This window comes from Aliiroseovarius crassostreae, from assembly GCF_049803815.1.
Classification (GTDB): domain Bacteria; phylum Pseudomonadota; class Alphaproteobacteria; order Rhodobacterales; family Rhodobacteraceae; genus Aliiroseovarius; species Aliiroseovarius crassostreae_A.
Window position 1 is genome coordinate 17843 of record NZ_JBNAGI010000005.1, and the last position, 17629, is coordinate 35471.

The following is a 17629-nucleotide window of genomic DNA, read 5'->3' on the forward strand; positions in this document are numbered from 1 at the left end:
GGGATGTTCAGAAGTCGCTGTGCATCCTGAAGCGGGGCGCTGTCAGAGGGGTCAATTCCCAAGGACGCACATTTGGCTTCAAAGATCCTGAACCATGCTTTGTGCTCATATCGGTGAAGACCAGGCGGGCGAAGGACGGCCTGACATCCGTCCCGGAAATCTGGAATCGCGGACTGTGATCGCTGTACAGCGGCGACAATCTGCAAGGGATCACCGCTCCGTTCTGATCGAGCAGTTCGATAGTGCAACCAGCGGGATCGATGGACGGTGCAGGTCGCCAGACCAGCACATCGACCCTGACCTCAAATTGGCCGGGGGCTTGCTCTGCCAGCTCTTCCAGCGGCAAATCGTCATCGAGTTCAGGTTCGTCGATTTCTGCGGGCTCGATCGTGTGCTCTTCATCCAGAATTCCGGCTAGATCGAGGGCCTGGATGATAGTGTCCGGCGGCAGTCGTCGATATAGGCAGACCTCTTCGTTCTCACCAACATAGTTTTCTCGACCGAGTGCGGCGAGCGTGCAGTTGGCGCTGCCAAGCAGAACGTGATCGGCATTTTGGGTTTGTGCGATGATGGTTTTCGCGTGGATGAAGCGTCCTTCCCGAAACCCGTTGCGGCGGTACAACTTCATGTTGGGTAGTGCACTTGCGGCGTCCTGCGGGAACTGAACAACCGCAGGGTCGATCACCACAGAAACTTCTTCCGGTGATAACCGCTCGTTCAGATATGACAGTGCCGCAAGGCCCATGTCCCAATACGGACTCACGACAATCAGCCGTGTGACCGGCCCGTCGATCAGATCGGCGAAGCGCTGGCCAATGCCGGTCTCTTCTCCTGTTGTCAGAAATGCGGCTTCGGTCTGGTCCGCGAGGCCCATCTTCTCGGACGAGGCGACCGCGTGCCGAAGCCATGGCGCCCTTGCCAGCATCCAGTCTTGCTGGCCGCGCAGTGCTTCCTGATCATAACTGACAAAGCGTGTCAGATACTGCCATGCCGCCGCGACAATGCGCTGTTCCGCGGAATCTTCTTCACCGCAGCTGATTGTGCCGACCAGTTCGAGATTGCCCGCAAGGCCTGACGAAGTGATGTTCGCGGAGCCGACGATGATGCGACCGCCCTTGCGTCCGATTTGCAGGAATAGTTTCGGGTGAAACACCCGGCGGGCGGTCGCACCCGTGACCGTGTAGAGCTTGCCCGCATGGTCCGGCAGCGTCGATGCACCGGTGAGGGCGTGGGTCAGCATTCTGGCGTCGGGAATGACGATGTTGTTGCGACAGCCCGCACCGCGCAGGCGCGGCAGTACGATGTTCTCGTAGGCGTCGAAATCGATCCCGAATGTCGTCAGGATGCTGGTGTGATAGCCCTTATCGGCAAAGCGCTCGTAGAGTTTCATGCGGCACCTGCCGCTTCTGCGCCGAGATCGGTCAGACCCTGACCTCCGACCAGATGGATGTCTTTGAGGAAGGTGATCGCGGGGCCGAGACGCGGGTTCGTGAAGACCGGCCCGTCCTTTTCGCGCAGCCTGATGCGTCCTTCATCCATCTCGATGAGAAAGGTATAATCCCGCTGGTAGCGGAATTTGCGCAGCGCTACCCACATGTGGCGGCGTATGACCCGTTCCTCGATGATGTTTGCAATGATATCGGCAAACGGCTCCTTCAGGTTTCGGTCGAGGAAACGGGTTTCGCTCAGCAGCGAGCGGAAAGCGTCAGGATTGAAGTGGCCGAGCTCGGCAGCAATGTCGCGCTCGCCTAACTGACTGCGCTTGTGGATGATCGCCAGCAGTTTGACGGCCTTCCACGCAAGTTCGGGTGAGCAGAATTTCTCGTCATTGCGCCCCGCTCCGCGCACGATGTCGCGCGAGAGCAACCACTCGGAATGCGGATCGTCCGCAGCGTAGGCATTGGCGGCAGGACTCAGTTCTTCGAGGAAACTTTCCCAGTCTTCTGGCCACGCGTCGGCAGCATCACGGATTTGATCGACGCAAAGGCCGATGAGGCGTTCCAGCGTGATTCCTGCGGGAAAATTACCCAGCTGATCGAGCGCGAATTTGAGCAGTGTCTCCATCGCGATGTGGCAAAGGTCGTTGGCATGATAGACCCACCAGCGCTGACGCTGCGCTTCCAAAGAAGGGGATGCCAGATCGAGTGGGCGGCCTTCGCTTTCGTATCCCGCGTATAGAATCCATCTGATTTCATCCGGCTTGGGTTCACGGCCCAAAAGCCCCGCGACCTTCAGAATGAGCAGCACGCTCAGCCGTCGTGATAGTGCGGAGGCATCTTCTCTTTCGGGCTCTTTGAGCAAAATGTCCTGATAGCGTGCGCGTTCCTCGCTTGCTGGATCGATCTCGGAGGGTGCGAGCGCGGAAAAGCCATCGAGCTCGGATATGCTAACAGAGCCGCGCTGGATAACTTCGAAGAAGCGGCTGGCGAGCGGTCCCATCGCATCATCGAACACAGCCGCAAGCGGCTCGCCGATCTCTTCGGTGAGCACCGGTATGGGATGTCCTACGGTGGTGAGGATACCAATCTCGGAAACCTGACTGCCATAGACAGCGCCATAGGCCCCCCACGCTTGCTGGAGATAATGTGTTTCGCTGCCGGGTTCGGCGTCCTGCGCGAATTCGATGGTATCGCTGGTCGCGTTGTTCAGTTTCTTCGTGGCCCAGTCGATTCCGGCAACACCGGTTTCGCCGCCATGCCGGTAGGCGACCAGGGCGTAGAGCGCTTCGGTGCGGCGAATGTAGCGCTTCCATGTCTCGGGATTGGTGTCGCCGATATTCTGGCCGTAGGCCCAGTTGAGCCATGCGTAGAGGCCGTAATAACGCATGCGCAGCGTCACGTTGCTGATGCCGGGCAGGAACGTCTGATAGAGATTGATGCTGCTATTCTGCATGCCAAGCGGATCGAGCCCGTTCTTGTTCTGGTACTCTGTCCACTCGGGGAAATTCACGTGCTCGTTTTCTGCGCCATCCATAGACTTGTACTCTTAGTAATCGACTGATGAGAAATCATACTCGGTGAGCACGAACCCAAAATTAAACTGCTTTTGCGCAGCCCGCAAAACCCGAAGCCCCTCTGGAACTATCTCTTAGCCAATGCCATCGCCCCGGGATAGTTGCGATTTTCCAACGGTTTTGGAACACTTCGGTGACCCATTGAAGTATGCGTGGCTCAGACAATTTCGCACACCGTACCTATTCGAACGCAAGGAAAGACTGTCTGTTTGTTGGCTATCGATTCTGCGGCCCAATCCGGACCTTCAACCGATCTCCTGAATGCTGCGGTGCGGCCCGTCAGAACGGCCATTCATTGCAAGTGCACGACTAGGAATGAAGCGAACTCACAAATCGCGGACAAAACGGTCATTCAGAGGTCATTTCTCAATGTCCGCTTTCCCTTTCGTTTGCGAGCGATGGGCGAAGCGTTTCTGCGTAGGCAATTGAGAGGGGATGGGACGCGTCCTGGGTGAAGCGGTTCATCGGGATGTCCTCGACGATCCGAGCCTTATCCAGCACCGTGATCCGGTCGGCCAGGTGGCACAGCGGGGCGAGGTCGTGGCTGACGATTAGCATGGTAAGGTCACGTTCTGCATGGACTCGGCGCAACAGGCGAATGGTGTGGACTTGGGTCGCCAGATCAAGCGAGGACAGGGGTTCATCGAGGATCAGCACCTTGGGTTCGGCGGCCAGGGCCCGGGCGAGCGCCACGCGCTGGTTTTGTCCGCCAGACAGCGCATGTGGGCGGCGTTCGTGCATTGACTGGGGAATGCCAAGCGCGGTCAGAAGATCCGTGGCTTGGGTATCTCTTGCCTGTGCAGCCCCTACACCAAACCCCGTTAAGGTTTCCAACACCGCGCCCTTGGCGGTGAGGTAGGGGCTGAGTGATTGGGGCGGGTCTTGCCACAGATACTGGATGTGCTGACGCGCTGATCCCTTACCGGGTGCGATCCGCGCGCCGTTTAATTCGACATCTCCCCGCTCGGCCCGTTCCAGCCCCACAAGACAGCGCGCGAGGGTTGATTTTCCTGCGCCGGAATGGCCGATCAATCCGACAACCTCTCCTGCCTGTATCGTCAGGTTGATGTCGCGCAGCACGTCCCGCCCATGGAACTGTTTTGAGAGACCGCGAACCGTCAGCATGCGGCTTGCAACGCGTCGGCTGCCTCTGCAAGTTTGCGCGCGGCGGGTGCCGTGGACTGCGCCAGCGTGGCGATCGGGGCATCCTCGACGAGCTGCCCGTTTTCCATGACAAGCGTGCGGCTGGCCACCTCGGCCACTGCGCGCAGATCGTGGCTGATGAACAGAAGGGCAGCGCCAGTTTCATCCGCCATGGTGTTAAGGGCCGCAAGGACGTCACGCTCGGTCAGGACATCAAGCCCGGTCGTCGGTTCGTCCGCGATCAGGATGCGTGGGCGCAGGATCAGCGCCATGGCGATCAGCACCCGTTGTTTCATGCCACCGGACAATTGATAGGGGAACAACCCGGCCACATGCGGGGCGAGCGACACGGTTTCGAGTGCACGCGCCACGGCGATGTCCGAAGCAGTACCAGCGATCTTTGCCGCCTCAGCAAGTTGTGCCCCAATGCGACGTGTCGGGGTTAGTGCGGTTCCAGGGCTTTGAAAAATCTGGAAGATGCCGCGCCCGCGCAGCGCGCGCCATATGCGTGGGGAGGCATTGCCCACGTCTTGGCCGTCGATCCGGATCGTGCCGCCCGTCCGCATAAGAGGGGGGCGCAACAGCCCGGTAAGCGTCGCAGCCGTCAGGGACTTGCCGCAGCCGCTTGGCCCAACAAGACCAACACGTTCCCCTGTGCGGATCGAGAACTCCACCCCGTTCAGCAGTGGCGCGGAACCGGGGATGGAAACCGCAAGGCCGCTGACCTGCAACGCATCTACCATCGGTATGGCTCCCTTTTATCAAGCAGTGATTGCAGGCCTTCTCCGACCAGATTGAAGGCCAGAACGGCGAGGGTCACCGCCAGCCCCGGCGCAATCAGCATATGTGGTGCCTGAGCGAAGAAAGGGCGCGCTTCGTTCAGCATTGCACCCCATTCAGGAGTCGGGGGCTGGGCCCCAATGCCCAGAAAGCTAAGTGATGACAGGGCCAGCAGCACGGATGCAGTTTCGAGCGAGATGATCACGGCCAGCGGCGGAAGGATTTGGGGCAGAACATGGCGCAGCACCACACGCAGCCGCGAGGCACCGGACAGATAAGCCGCCCGAACGAAATCTCGGTGGCTTGCGGACAGGACCAGCGCCCGCACCAGACGCGCATTCGACGGCCACCAGGCCGCGGCCACCCCAAGGATCGAGGCCTCAAGCGACGCGCCCATGAAGCCGATGATGGCCAGCGCCAGAACCAGCATAGGAAAGGCCATGATGATGTCGGCAAGACGCATCATGACCGCATCGGTCCGCCCACCCGCCAAGGCGGCAATGACTCCCCACGGCAGAGAAATCGCCAAGATTGCCGCCATGGCAGACAGCGCTGCCCCAAGCGACACAGGCACCGCGCCAATCAGACGGGCAAGCACGTCCCGCCCCAAATGATCCGTACCCAATGGATGGGCGGTAGAGGGGCCGGACAGTCGGGCCAGCAGGTCCATATGCTCGGGCGATGGCAGATCCAGCATCGCGGGCAACAGCCCGAGTAAGGCGAAGCCCACAAGTAAGATGATCCCAAGGGTAAGGCCGATCGGATGGCGGCCAGTCCGGTTCAACCACGTCAGTCGCGGCAATATCCGCAAGGCCGGGATGCGTAAGGTTTGGTCACTCATCCGAGAACCTTCTACGCAGCTGCGGGTCCGACAGGATCACAGCAAGATCGGCGATCAGGCTGGTGACAAAAAAGATCAGCCCCATGAAGACAAGGTAGGCTTGGATCACTGGGAAATCCCGTTGTGCAATGGCCTCGAGTATGAGTTGCCCCAATCCGGGCCAGCCGAAAATGCTTTCAACAATGACCGTTCCGCCCAAAAGGCCACCAAACGCGTTGGCCCATGCTGTCGACAGAGGTCCCGCGATGCGCGGTGCAATATGGCCGATCAGGATCTGCATCGGGCCAAGGCCTTTGGCGATGGCAAGCCGGACATAGTCTTCGCTCATCTCGGACCGAATGCGTTCATAGACCATGCGCCCAAGCGCAGCGCCCACCGCGAGGCTCAGGGTCACGGCTGGTAAGATGAGATCGGACAGGGAGCCGTCCCCAACCAGCCGTGCCCAGCCAAGCCTAAGTACGAAGATGTAGATCAGCAGCAGGGCAAGCCAGAACGATGGCACCGAGACGAGCAAGACCGTCACCCCGCGCAGCCCGGCACCTGCGAACGGTCCGGCCATTGCAGCAAAGCTGCCCAGTGTCAGCGAAATGACGATGGCGCCCAGAAGCGCGCTGATCGCAAGCGCCAGCGTTGCGGGCAGGTGGATCATGATCTCGGCCATCACGGTGCGGCCAGTGGCAACCGAGGTGCCAAAGTCGAACCGAACCGCGCGACCAAGCCAGTCGACATAGCGGGCGAAAAAGGGCTTATCGAGCCCATATTCCGCCTGAATCGCAGCGATGTCTTCCGGCTTGGGCACGATGCCCATGGCGCGCAGTTCCATCATCACCGGATCCCCCGGCGCGAGGGCCACGATGGCGAAGGCCACGAAGGACATACCCAGCAAAGTGGGCAATGCAGCGGTAAGGCGGACTATGATGAAACGCAGCATAAGAGCATCCGAGTAGCAGAGCCCCAAGGGGCCCTGCCTTTCTCAATAGACCAGCTTAGTTGGTGAAGGTCGTGTGACCATATTCGATCCAGTCCGCGTATTCCGACATCTTCACGTCGATACCGGGACGCGACAGGACGAAATTGGGCACGGTCAGAACCGGGATGGTCGAGACATGCTCGTCGATCACTGCGCGATAGGCCTGACGCACAAGCTCGATCACTTCGTCGCGGCTTTTCGCAACGCGCGAGGCGGCGGCCAGCTCATCGACATTTCCGCCCGGCGATGTCACCGCATAGCCCCACGGGCTCATCGTGGTGAACACGTTGTACAGCAAATAGGTCGGGTCGGTGTTGTTGTTCGACGCGTATTCCAGATAGATGTCCGCTTCACCGGTCTTGAAGTAGTTGTCGTAGTAGACGCCGCTATCTTCGATCTCGATATTTTCGATGTCGACGCCAATGGCCGCGAACATCTGGTCGAGCATCTCCGGCATCGGTTTCACGGTCGAGACATTCGGATAGGCCGACACCATGCGCAGCGCCAGTTTGCGCCCATCTCTTTCGCGCACACCATCTGCACCCATGGTCCAGCCAGCCTCGTCCAGAAGCGCATTGGCATGCGAAAGGTCGTACGAGAACCCTTCGGCATGGTCGTCCCCCATATTGAACATCCAGCCGGGTAGAATGGTCTTGGCAGGCTTTCCGCGTCCATCCCACAGCACTTGGGCCAGGGTTGCTCGGTCAATAGCATGGGCGAGTGCCTTGCGGACCCGCACGTCGCTGGCGATGTCGAATGGCGCCTTGCCCTGCATGTTGAACATCAAAGCCGCATAGCGGATCGGGCGGCTTTCGTGCAGTACGACCGAGCCATCCTTGGGCATCGACAGCATCATCTGTGGGGTCACCTCACCGATCACGTCGACCTCGCCGTTTTGCAGCGCCAGCATGCGCACATTATCGTCGCCGATAAAGCGGAAGGTCATGCGGTCCACATTGGGCGCCTCGCCCCAGTAATCCGGGTTGCGCACCACGGTGATCTGCTGCTTGGGCTCATAACTTTCCAGCAGATACGGGCCGGTGCCGATCGGGTTTTCTGCCATATCCTCGCTTGGCAGGAACAGCGATGTGCCACGGTGGGTCATGTTTTCGATCACCAAGGCCGAGTCCACTTCGGACCGGAACGATATCTGGTGGTCACCCAGCTTGGTGAAGCTTTCCTGATCAAGCTGCAGGAATTCCGACTTGTTCTTGTCATACTGTTTGAACGACGCAATAGCAGTATCAGCATTCCAAGGGGTGCCATCCGAGAAGGTCACACCATCTTGCAGGGTGACGGTATAGACGCCCTCGGCGTAGTCCCAGTCGCTGAACAAAAGCGGGCTTGGGTTGAAGTCTGCATCGGGGCGCACTGCGGGTTCTGCGATCTGTGCAGCCGGGCGGCGGGTGGTGAAGGTGAACTTGTCCGATTTCACGCTATAGCGGTCGGATTTCACGGCGATGGTCAGCGACGTTTCAGCAAAGGCCGGGGCGAAAGCCAGCGGCATGGCAAGCGAAGCGGCCAGGGTAAACCGTGCGGCCTTGGTCAGGAGTTTCATGAACGTAGTCCTTGTGAGTTGAATTCGTATTGGGGCGAAGTCAGCTCAGGACCGGAGGGGCACGTGGTGTGTTGGAGGTTTTGGTGGTCTGCGCGATGTGCAGATGGATCGCCGATATGGACACAAGGCGGGTGACCTCGGCGTCCGTGGGGGCAATGGTGGGGGCGCCAGACAGAAGCGCACCGATTTGTGCCGCAAAGAAATCACACCCAAGATCGACTTCATGCTGCGTCTCGCCGTCAAGCGCGATGGTCACGGTGTCCATTTCACCGCCGGTACAGATCGTGTAGGTGATCGTATCGCCGTCCATCACCAGCATCGTGCCGGGTGGTCGCAGGAACACACTGACGAGAATCGTCAGAGCCAGCACAGCTCGTATGACATTCCTGCGGTTCATGGGTTCCCCTACAACGCTTGGCGGATAATAGCTTCCGACAATCTGCGCTACCATGACCATTGTGTCGCAGGTTTCAAGCAATAACTATGGCCAGCATGAAGAATGCGCTGCCCCACCCGATCTATCGCCATTTGCTATACACGCAAATACTCTTGGCCCCTGGGTCCGGACTGACCAAAATCGCGCTTGGGTTATGGCACCCATTCAATGCGGAGAACCAAAGTCACGCAGATCTACAAGAAGACAGGCAACCTGCGCACTGTTCAGCTCCTTCTCGGTCACACCAAGATGGACAGTACGGTCAGATACCTCGGCGTCGAACTTGAGGATGCCCTTGCCATCGCCGAAGCAATTGAAATCTAGCAACTTCGGGTCGTTTTCACGGGCGGCCCTAAGCCGTCATCCGACTACTAACCCAGATACTGCGGTGCGGCCCGACAAACCTTACATTCGCTGCGCAAGAAAAAAGCAATACAAGCGAAATCCCGCTACGTTGACAACGCCACAAGACATGAGACTATCGCAACATAGTGAACGTCCCAACTTCATTTGGACATATTACTAAGCTAAATCTTTTAAGGGAATTTCTGATGACTTCTGAAGCAATTGACCTAAATGTCGCAACCAAAGTGAAACTATGGGCGACACGCTACTATCTCTACGAAGCTCAATCTGCATTCGGTGCGGGATCAGTCGCCATTAAGGACATGCAAGGCAACGTGATTGGGCCAAGCCTAAAGTCGAAAGATTGGTGCCTGGCAACAATTGAAGGATCAGTTCGTGTTGATGGCAGGACTTTCAACTATGCAGGAACCACAGGCTTGCCCCAAGCAAGATGCTCCGCAAAGAAAGCGAACGCAAGGATGCGTTGGCAGGAAACCGAACATGAATACGGGCTTGGGAATAAAAGCAATCCGCTGATTCCCTTTAAGACCATCGCGTGTGACCAAGGTACAGTTGCCAACTCAAGACCTTGGTTGAACGGTGGCTTTGCCAGATTTGGTCAACGCTTCTTTATCCCTGCAGCAAAGGGAACAAAGTTACCCGACGGTTCATTGCATGACGGTATTTTCGTCTGCGGTGACGTTGGTAGCGCGATCACTGGTAACCATATCGATGTCTTTATCGGAGGAGCTAAAGGTTGGAGAGACGCCGCCAAAAAGGATCCATTCAGCTTTATCCGAAGCAACGCCAGTGCCAGCTTTGTTGCCTACGCACTGCCGTAAATCTCCTGAGCGGCAAACTTGGGAGTTCACCTAAATGGAAATTCCGACTACATGATACTTTTTGAACTTGAACCATCTGATATTTCAGACCTCAACGACGCTGATTTGCGCGAATTGGTAGGACGGTTGTGTGAGGCAGAGGCTGTCGCGCAGGGTCTGCCCACTTCAAAAGTGAACTGGGGTGGTGCACAGGAAGCACCAGATGGTGGGCTTGACGTGTCCGTGTTTGAACTTGGAAAGTTGTCATCTCCCAATTTCTTACCGCATCCAGACACAGGCTTTCAGGTCAAAAAACACTCGATGAGTCGTGCCAATTGCAAGAAAGAGATGCTTGAGAAAGGGAGCGTGCGCCCAATCATTCAAGAACTCGCAAAGCGAGGCGGCAGCTATATCATTGTTAGTGGCAAAGATGATTGCTCAAAGGACATGCTTGACCGCCGCATTGCCGGAATGAACGAAGCCGTTTCATCCTTGAAGAACCGCAAAAAGTTACATCTCGATTTCTACGGTAGAGACCGTCTTGCGGCATGGTTACGCCGGCACCCTGGCGTTTCTCTATGGACGCGGAATAAGCTTGGAAAACCTCTTTCAGGTTGGACGACATTTGGTAGATGGGCGGCCACACCGGAAGCTTTAGAAGATGACTATCTGGCTGATGACCATCCATGTGTTCAATTTTCATCTGGGTCCAACCGCGAACTAATACCCCTCATTGAGGCATTCAATGAGACGAGGAAGCGGGTCCAGCCTTTTGGTAGCGCGACGAGAATTACGGGCCTCTCAGGCGTCGGCAAAACTCGATTTGTTCAAGCACTTTTCGAGGAAGCCGTCGGCGAAGATGCTCTTCCTTCTACTGCGACCATCTATGCAGACTTGGGAGAAGAGCTAGAGCCAACCGCCACAGGACTTGTCAGCTCATTGATTGCCAATGATGTCGCAGCCATCAGCGTCTGATGCAGGCTGTGGACGAAAAACGCATCGATCAGATTGTGGTCTACAAGATCGACAGGTTGACGCGTTCGCTGGCCGACTTTGCCAAGCTGGTTGACCGGCTGGACGCGGCGGAAACCTCCTTCGTATCGGTCACCCAAAGCTTTAATACCGCCACCAGCATGGGGCGCCTGACTTTGAACATGCTACTCAGCTTTGCCCAGTTCGAACGTGAGGTCACCGCCGAGCGTATCCGGGACAAGATCGCTGCTTCCAAACGGAAGGGCATGTGGATGGGTGGGAGTGTCCCATTGGGCTTTCAGCCAGATGGGCGAACACTGAAGATAGATGAGGCTGAAGCTGAAACGATCAGGACGCTCTATGACCTCTATCTGGAACATCGCACCTTGCGGGATGTGAAAGAACAAGCGGAGAATCTCGACCTCAGGTCCCGGTGCCGGGAACGAGCGGGCGGTCGGATGTCAGGTGGCACTCACTTCGACCGGGGCCACGTTCAGCATATTCTGAGCAACCCGGTCTATGCGGGCCGAATCCGGCACAAGAAACAGGTCTATGAGGGGCAGCATCCAGCCATCATTGATCCGGCGATATGGGAAAAAGTTCAGGACATGCTGCAGAGTGGCGCGGCGGTTGCTCGCGGTTCCAGACAAAAAGCGACCAGATCCCCTCTGGAGGGCAAGCTCTTTGATGAAACCGGCGATCGCCTGACGCCCAGCCACAGCCGAAAGGACGGCAAACGACTTCGCTATTACATCTCCCGCAGGTTGGTCAAAGATCGCAGCCGGAAGCATCCGGATGCCTGGCGGCTGCCTGCAGATCAGGTGGAGGGCTTGCTGGCTGAGCTGATTGGGCAGCATCTAGTCAGACCCGGCGTGGCGGTCGCAATGACCGAAGGTTTGACGGCGGCCGAACTTACAGATGTATCGAAAAGGTTTCAGGAACAGGGCAACGTGATAGAACGCCTAGCCTTGATAGAACGGGTTGATCTGCAACCGGGTTCCCTGACAGTACGGCTGGACAAGGCAGTGCTTGCTGACCGTCTTGGCTGCATACCGGAGCAGATCAATCCAGAGGAATTGACGGTCGAAGCTCCATTTCAGATGCGCCGGCGTGGCGTGGAACTGAAACTGCATCTGGGCGCGGCACCGGCAGAGATCGACAGAACGCTGGTGCAGAACATCATGAAGGGACGCAACTGGCTGGCAACGGTAATCGCGGGCAAAACCTTCTCCGAAATTGCCGACACCGAAGGTGTTTCGAAACGCCGTGTGCAGGACGTGACCAACCTGGCATTGCTCGCGCCGGACGTTCTTGACCGCATCACCACGGGTGAACAGCCGGACGGCCTTACCACAGACTATCTGATCAAGACCCGCTTCTCGGCTGTCTGGTCAGAGCAGCGCGAACAGTTCGCAAGACTCTGAGACACAACACCCTGAAATCTGCAAACTAGTACCGCCGGAATCGCAAACAGAGACTACGGCGTGAAATCGGCCCGGATCTTGCTCTGGATTGCGTCTCTGCCGAAACCCCAGTCTGCCAAGCACCCGAAAACACGCGACATTCGCGCGGTAAACTCTCAGCGTCTGAAAACAGGAAAGTTGCTGGCTGGGGTGGTAGGATTCGAACCTACGGTACACTGTACCAAAAACAGTTGCCTTACCACTTGGCTACACCCCAGCAGTGGGCGTGTAACTAACCAATGCTCGATTGTGGTGCAACCCCAAAAATCACGAAATTCTGCGAAAAAGAGGGTTCTTTTTATAGTCGGTTATTTGGCATCGCCCCTCACCGTCAGACGCGGCCTGCCGATCTTTAACCACCTGAAATCATAAAGGCATTTTGCCACAGGGGCAAATTCACCTCGACTTTGCGGGGGTCCGTTCAGAAACTGTCTTTCGACGCGATTTCCGCCAAGCGGCGCGTTTGTGAGATGACCGTCACGTGATCACGTTTATCTGACTTGGGATTCGCCAAACCCCGCGGGCGCGGGCGTCATGGTCGCAGCGGCTGCGCCTTCGCCAATTTGTCAAACGCCGCCAGAGAACTGATCAGCGCAGGCATGTCCTCCAGCGCAATCATGTTGGGACCATCAGACGGGGCAGTGTCCGGGTCAGGATGGGTTTCAATGAACACGCCCGCAATGCCCAAGGCCACGGCCGCACGGGCCAGCACCGGGGCAAATTCTCGTTGTCCGCCGCTGGCCTCCCCCTGCCCGCCCGGCATCTGCACCGCATGGGTGGCATCCATGATCACCGGCCATCCACTGCGCGCCATGGTGGGCAGGCTGCGCATATCAGCCACCAGGGTGTTATAACCAAATGAGGTGCCCCGCTCGGTCAGCAAGATCTTGTCGCCCCCGGCGCCTGTCAGCTTGGCCACCACATGTTCCATGTCCCAAGGCGCCAGGAACTGGCCTTTCTTCACATTCACCGCGCGGCCGGTTTGCGCCGCGGCGACAAGAAGATCGGTCTGGCGGCAGAGAAAGGCGGGAATTTGCAAGATATCCGCCACCTCGGCCACCGCGCCACATTGTGCGGGGTCATGCACATCAGTCAGGATCGGAACACCCAGGCGCGCCTTCACCTGGGCCAGGATGTCCAACCCTGCTGCCAGGCCTGGCCCGCGCGGACCAGACAGCGAGGTGCGATTGGCTTTGTCGAACGAGGCTTTGAACACATATCCGAGACCATGTTCGGCACAGGCCGCCGCCATCGCCTCTGCAATTCCCAGCGCGTGTTCCAGCCCCTCCAACTGGCAAGGCCCCGCGATCACGGTCAGCGGCAGGTCGTTGCCGATGGCCACCGACCCCGCCGTGATCACGCGCGCACGCGCGGCCATATCAGGCCGAGACCTGTTCACGCAGCACCGACGCCGTCAGCGACAACACCAGGTAGATCCCGGCAAAAACCAGGAAAGACAACAGCGTGTTTTCAAACTTGCGCGGATAGGTGGGTTCGTCCGGGGCAACAGGTTGCACGCCAAGCTCCAGATAGCGGGTTTGCTTGTTCGCTTCGATCCGGGCGGTCTCCAATTGTTGCAAGGATTGCTGCATCAGCATGATCCGGGTTTCCAGATTTGTCTGGGCGGTCTGGAACTGCGCATTCACCGACGCCAATGACCCATGCGCCCCGCTTTCGGTCAGCCGCCCGCGCAGATCTGCAATCAGTGCCTCGAGCCGTTTGATATCGCCGCGCGCGCCCTCTACACGGGCTTTATTGGGGCGCGGGTTATCCAGAAGCTGTTGCAACGTCAGGGTTTTTTCTTGCAGCTGGGTTTCGAACCCGGATATCTGCCCCATCAGGGCGGTGGCATCCGAGGTGGCGTCAAACACGCCCAGTTCCTGTTGCAGACGCAACACTTCTTCCTGGGCGGCCAGCATGTCCCGTTCCGCCTCTTCATAGGTCTCGCGTGCGCCTTTCATCTGGTCATTGCGCAGGCGTTGTGACAGGTTATCGACCCGTTCTTCCGCATAGTCGATCAGCGCCTGGGAATACTGCTGGCTCAGCTCGGAAGACGGGGCAATCACCTCCATCTTCACAATCCCTTCGGAGGGGTCATAGCCGATTTTCACGTTCTTCTTATAGATTTTATAGGCGTCTTCATTGCTGGCATCCGGGGCCAGGCGTTGGATTGCATCCAGATCTTCGGCGCTGAAGGCGGATTTGAACCCGATATCCTGATCCAGGCGCAACATGGCGTCGCGTGAGGTCAGATAGCTTTGTACGGTGACCGAATCCTGCGAGGTCGCAAAACCGGACCCGGCGAACAATCCGCCCAGCCCCCCGCTGCCCGCCCCTTCGGCCTGCTGGATCACAAATTCGGTCTTGGTGGCATACATCGGGCTGGCGATTTTGTAGAAATAGAACCCGGCCAGAAGCGTTGGCAGGAAAACAAAAAACGCCAGACGCGTGATCAGCATCACCAGCTTGCGACGGCGGCGGCGGGCAATGTCCATCTGGATGTCCATGATCGCCTTGGCGCGATCCGCCGCATCCAGAATTTGCGGTCCGGGCAGTTTGGGCTTGTCCACGGTTTGCGGAAGGTTGGTCGGTTTGTCCCCTTCCGGCGACACCAGGTCCAGCATTGCGGCGCGTTGGAACGGGTCGATCCCCGCCTTGCGCAACTGGCGAACCGCATCGAAATCGGACACGGCATTGATGCCATGTTTCTGTGCCACGCGGCGCGCCATGCGCAATTGGCGCCCGGTCAGCCCCTCTTCCCGGATCCGGGCAATTTCGGCCTCGGCCGCCAGATCGGTTGCGCTGTCCACCTCGCCATTCACCGCATCTCCCTTGGCGGTGGCAAACTTGCGATCGGGAAACCCGTCTTCCTGATCGCCCAAGGCCGCCTCTTCCATCGGGTTCAGCTTGCGTGGTGTCACGGGACGTGCCGCCCCGGTGGGCGCAGCAGCGGGGCGCGTCTGCGCGTCATCCTGTTCCAAACGAGCCGCGGTGGCCGCGCTGCGGCGGATGCGAAACTTCTTAGCCTTGGGTTTCGTAGTCATAAAGTTGCTTCGCCTCTTCCAAGGTATCAAACATGTAGAACTGCCCATCCCGCAGGACCGCAGCCGAACGGCAGAATTTCTCGATCGTTTTGGCCTGGTGCGACACCACGATCACGGTTGAGTTTTGCAGCCGCTCATGCAGCACATCGCCAGCCTTGCGGTTAAACTCGGCGTCGGTGGTTTGCGGCATGCCTTCATCAATCAGGTAGATGTCGAAATCCAGTGCCAAAAGCAGCGAGAAGGTGAACCGCGACCGCATCCCCTGGCTGTAGGTGCCCAGCGGGAAATCGTAATATTCCTCCAGTCCGCAGAGCCAACGGGTGAAGGCTTCGATATAGTCGGGGTCCAGCCCGTAAAGCTGCGCCACATAGCGCGCGTTTTCCTTGGCTGACAGCTTGCCAATCACACCGCCCATGAACCCCAGCGGGAAGGACACGCGGCAATTGCGCCGCACCTCGCCTTCATCGGGTTTTTCCAGCCCGGCCATCATATTGATCAGGGTGGTTTTGCCGGTGCCGTTTTTTGCAAGGATGCCCAGGGAATTGCCAAGCTCGACCTGAAAAGACGCATTGTCTAAGATGACCTTGCGCCTTTCGCCCGTCCAGAAGGACTTGCTGACATTCACGAACTCGAGCATGCACACGCTCCGACACTGCTGCTTTGCCTCTGGTCCGGATCACCAAATGGTCCCGACCGGCCTTTTCACGCTTATAGCACATGCGTGGTTAACGAGGCTTTTAGCCCCCCAATTGGGCAACATTATGTCGGATCACCCTATGAAAACACAATGCCCAAAGCGGAACCCAAACCTGAATTGCACCAGGTTTGGGCTGATTTTCTCAAAAACGTGCGCGATATTCCCTGTGGATCTGGAAACAATCAGTGTGAATCCACCACTCCGTCGCCATTTTGTTTCTGAACGCGCAACACTTTTCCGGCGATGAAAGATAAGAACACGGCCGAGAAACTAAAGAGCGCGCCCATTTTGGCAGCATCCTGCACCGCCCCGGACGGGAAGGCCACGGACGCCACGAAAAGCGAGACGGTAAAGCCGATCGCCGCCACAAATCCGATCACGATCAGATCCAGCGTGCGCATCCCAGCCGGCAGGCCCAGTTTCATCGGATAGGCGGCGAACCAGCCAAAGAGCAGGATGCCGATGGGTTTGCCAATGATCAGCCCTGCCAGCACCAGCCACGTGGCGGCAGAGATCGCATTGAACTCGACCCCGGCATTCAACAGCCCGAAGAAGAACAGTGTGATTTCCACCGGCATCGCCAGCGCGTGTTCCATCTGATTGAGCGTGTCCTTGAGGTATTTTTCCGCCTCGGAGAAGATCCCGAATGCGCGGTCGGCATGGGGGATGGCCGGGATCACCGGCAGCAGGCCAAGCGCCGGGTGAATGCCCGCCTGCGCAAAGCCATACCAACTGAGGCACCCGGCCAGGGCATAGGGCGTCCACCCCAGTTTTTTGCGCACAAAGGTCGAACGGCGGCGCAGCTGATCCCCCATATCCATCTTGCGCGGCAGCCAGTTGAACAGAGCAAAGGCCCCGAAAGACGCAAAGACCGACAGAAGCAACCATTCCGGGGCCAGCGCCTTGGAGGGATAGAAGATCGCCAGGATGATCAGACCCGCAGCGTCATCGGCAATCGCCAAAAGCAGCAAAAACCGCACCGCCGGGTGGCCTGCCCCAAAGACAAGCCGGCCAACCAGGTAGGAAAAGGCAATGTCGGTGGCGGTGGGAATGGCCCAACCACGCGCCACCGCATCAAAAGTGGACGAGCCCAGAAGCGCGGCAATCCCGAGGTAAACCGCAATCGGCCCAAACATCCCACCCGCCGTGGCAAACAACGGTGTGGCGGCTTTCTTGCCGCGCAGTGACCCGTTTTTCAAGATCACCGCCTCCCACACCTCTTTGCCCGCAATGGCAAAGAACAGCGCCATCAGCATGTCGTTGATCAGGTAGTGGAAGGTCAGCACCTTCTCAATATCGCCATATTCGAAGTGATGGGACGCCTCGCCATAGGCCTTTTCCCAATAGCCGATGTCGATGCCGATCCAGCTGTTGAACCACAGCGGGTATTCGACCACATGGTGATAGGAATGCGCGTCGATATTGGCCCAGATCAACGCAATAACGGCACCGCTGATCAGCAGCACCGAGTAGGTGGTGATGAAATTCCACACACGATACATGATTTACCCCGTTCTTATTGGAACAGACCGGCCCCCGTTTGCCG

15 protein-coding genes, 1 tRNA gene and 1 pseudogene are annotated in these 17629 nt (G+C 58.0%); 4 read left to right on the plus strand and 13 right to left on the minus strand.

The features are described from left to right. Positions 1 to 7: 7 nt before the first annotated feature. The 8 genes from ACP15V_RS13075 to ACP15V_RS13110 all read right to left on the minus strand — a co-directional run bounded on the left by ACP15V_RS13075 (position 8) and on the right by ACP15V_RS13110 (position 8675). The gene (locus tag ACP15V_RS13075) at positions 8 to 1390 is read right to left on the minus strand and encodes a hypothetical protein (protein ID WP_424944153.1); all 1383 of its coding nucleotides are present in this window, start codon (positions 1388 to 1390) and stop codon (positions 8 to 10) included. Next, positions 1387 to 2973, minus strand: coding sequence for a hypothetical protein (locus ACP15V_RS13080; RefSeq protein ID WP_424944154.1), 1587 nt, complete (start codon positions 2971 to 2973; stop codon positions 1387 to 1389). Before ACP15V_RS13080 ends, ACP15V_RS13075 begins: the two co-directional genes overlap by 4 nt. 406 nt (positions 2974 to 3379) lie before the next feature. Then, positions 3380 to 4138, minus strand: coding sequence for an ABC transporter ATP-binding protein (locus ACP15V_RS13085; RefSeq protein ID WP_424944155.1), 759 nt, complete (start codon positions 4136 to 4138; stop codon positions 3380 to 3382). After that, the gene (locus ACP15V_RS13090) at positions 4132 to 4899 is read right to left on the minus strand and encodes an ATP-binding cassette domain-containing protein (RefSeq protein WP_424944156.1); all 768 of its coding nucleotides are present in this window, start codon (positions 4897 to 4899) and stop codon (positions 4132 to 4134) included. The genes ACP15V_RS13085 and ACP15V_RS13090 overlap by 7 nt, the downstream gene beginning before the upstream one ends. Next, a complete protein-coding gene (locus tag ACP15V_RS13095; protein WP_424944157.1) occupies positions 4893 to 5777 on the minus strand; it encodes an ABC transporter permease in 885 nt (294 codons plus the stop codon). The genes ACP15V_RS13090 and ACP15V_RS13095 overlap by 7 nt, the downstream gene beginning before the upstream one ends. Beyond that, the gene (locus ACP15V_RS13100) at positions 5770 to 6708 is read right to left on the minus strand and encodes an ABC transporter permease (protein ID WP_424944158.1); all 939 of its coding nucleotides are present in this window, start codon (positions 6706 to 6708) and stop codon (positions 5770 to 5772) included. The genes ACP15V_RS13095 and ACP15V_RS13100 overlap by 8 nt, the downstream gene beginning before the upstream one ends. 55 nt (positions 6709 to 6763) lie before the next feature. Further along, on the minus strand, positions 6764 to 8305 hold the full coding sequence (locus tag ACP15V_RS13105; protein WP_424944159.1) for an ABC transporter substrate-binding protein: 1542 nt from the start codon (positions 8303 to 8305) through the stop codon (positions 6764 to 6766). Positions 8306 to 8345: 40 nt separating this feature from the next. Then, positions 8346 to 8675, minus strand: coding sequence for a hypothetical protein (locus tag ACP15V_RS13110; RefSeq protein WP_424944160.1), 330 nt, complete (start codon positions 8673 to 8675; stop codon positions 8346 to 8348). A gap of 219 nt (positions 8676 to 8894) precedes the next feature. Between ACP15V_RS13110 and ACP15V_RS13115 the strand changes: the two are divergent. The 4 genes and pseudogenes from ACP15V_RS13115 to ACP15V_RS13130 all read left to right on the plus strand — a co-directional run. Further along, positions 8895 to 9065, plus strand: a pseudogene (locus ACP15V_RS13115) (integrase); the annotation flags it as partial. 227 nt (positions 9066 to 9292) lie between these two features. Then, the gene (locus tag ACP15V_RS13120; protein WP_424944161.1) at positions 9293 to 9928 is read left to right on the plus strand and encodes a 3D domain-containing protein; all 636 of its coding nucleotides are present in this window, start codon (positions 9293 to 9295) and stop codon (positions 9926 to 9928) included. A 51-nt stretch (positions 9929 to 9979) separates the two neighbouring features. Next, positions 9980 to 10882, plus strand: coding sequence for a hypothetical protein (locus ACP15V_RS13125; RefSeq protein WP_424944162.1), 903 nt, complete (start codon positions 9980 to 9982; stop codon positions 10880 to 10882). Then, entirely contained in the window at positions 10882 to 12303 is a 1422-nt protein-coding gene (locus tag ACP15V_RS13130) for a recombinase family protein (RefSeq protein WP_424944163.1), read from the plus strand. The genes ACP15V_RS13125 and ACP15V_RS13130 overlap by 1 nt, the downstream gene beginning before the upstream one ends. Positions 12304 to 12484: 181 nt before the next feature. On the opposite strand, the gene ACP15V_RS13135 is transcribed toward ACP15V_RS13130, so the two are convergent. The 5 genes from ACP15V_RS13135 to ACP15V_RS13155 form a co-directional block, all read right to left on the minus strand. After that, positions 12485 to 12559, minus strand: a tRNA-Gln gene (locus ACP15V_RS13135). Between the two features lie 315 nt (positions 12560 to 12874). Continuing rightward, a complete protein-coding gene (kdsA, locus tag ACP15V_RS13140; RefSeq protein WP_424944164.1) occupies positions 12875 to 13720 on the minus strand; it encodes a 3-deoxy-8-phosphooctulonate synthase in 846 nt (281 codons plus the stop codon). A gap of 1 nt (position 13721) precedes the next feature. Further along, complete coding sequence (locus ACP15V_RS13145) at positions 13722 to 15386, minus strand: capsule biosynthesis protein (RefSeq protein ID WP_424944165.1); 1665 nt, start codon at positions 15384 to 15386, stop codon at positions 13722 to 13724. After that, on the minus strand, positions 15364 to 16023 hold the full coding sequence (locus ACP15V_RS13150) for an ABC transporter ATP-binding protein (protein ID WP_424944166.1): 660 nt from the start codon (positions 16021 to 16023) through the stop codon (positions 15364 to 15366). Before ACP15V_RS13150 ends, ACP15V_RS13145 begins: the two co-directional genes overlap by 23 nt. A gap of 242 nt (positions 16024 to 16265) precedes the next feature. Continuing rightward, on the minus strand, positions 16266 to 17585 hold the full coding sequence (locus tag ACP15V_RS13155; RefSeq protein ID WP_424944167.1) for a Na+/H+ antiporter NhaA: 1320 nt from the start codon (positions 17583 to 17585) through the stop codon (positions 16266 to 16268). Between the last annotated feature and the right edge of the window lie 44 nt (positions 17586 to 17629).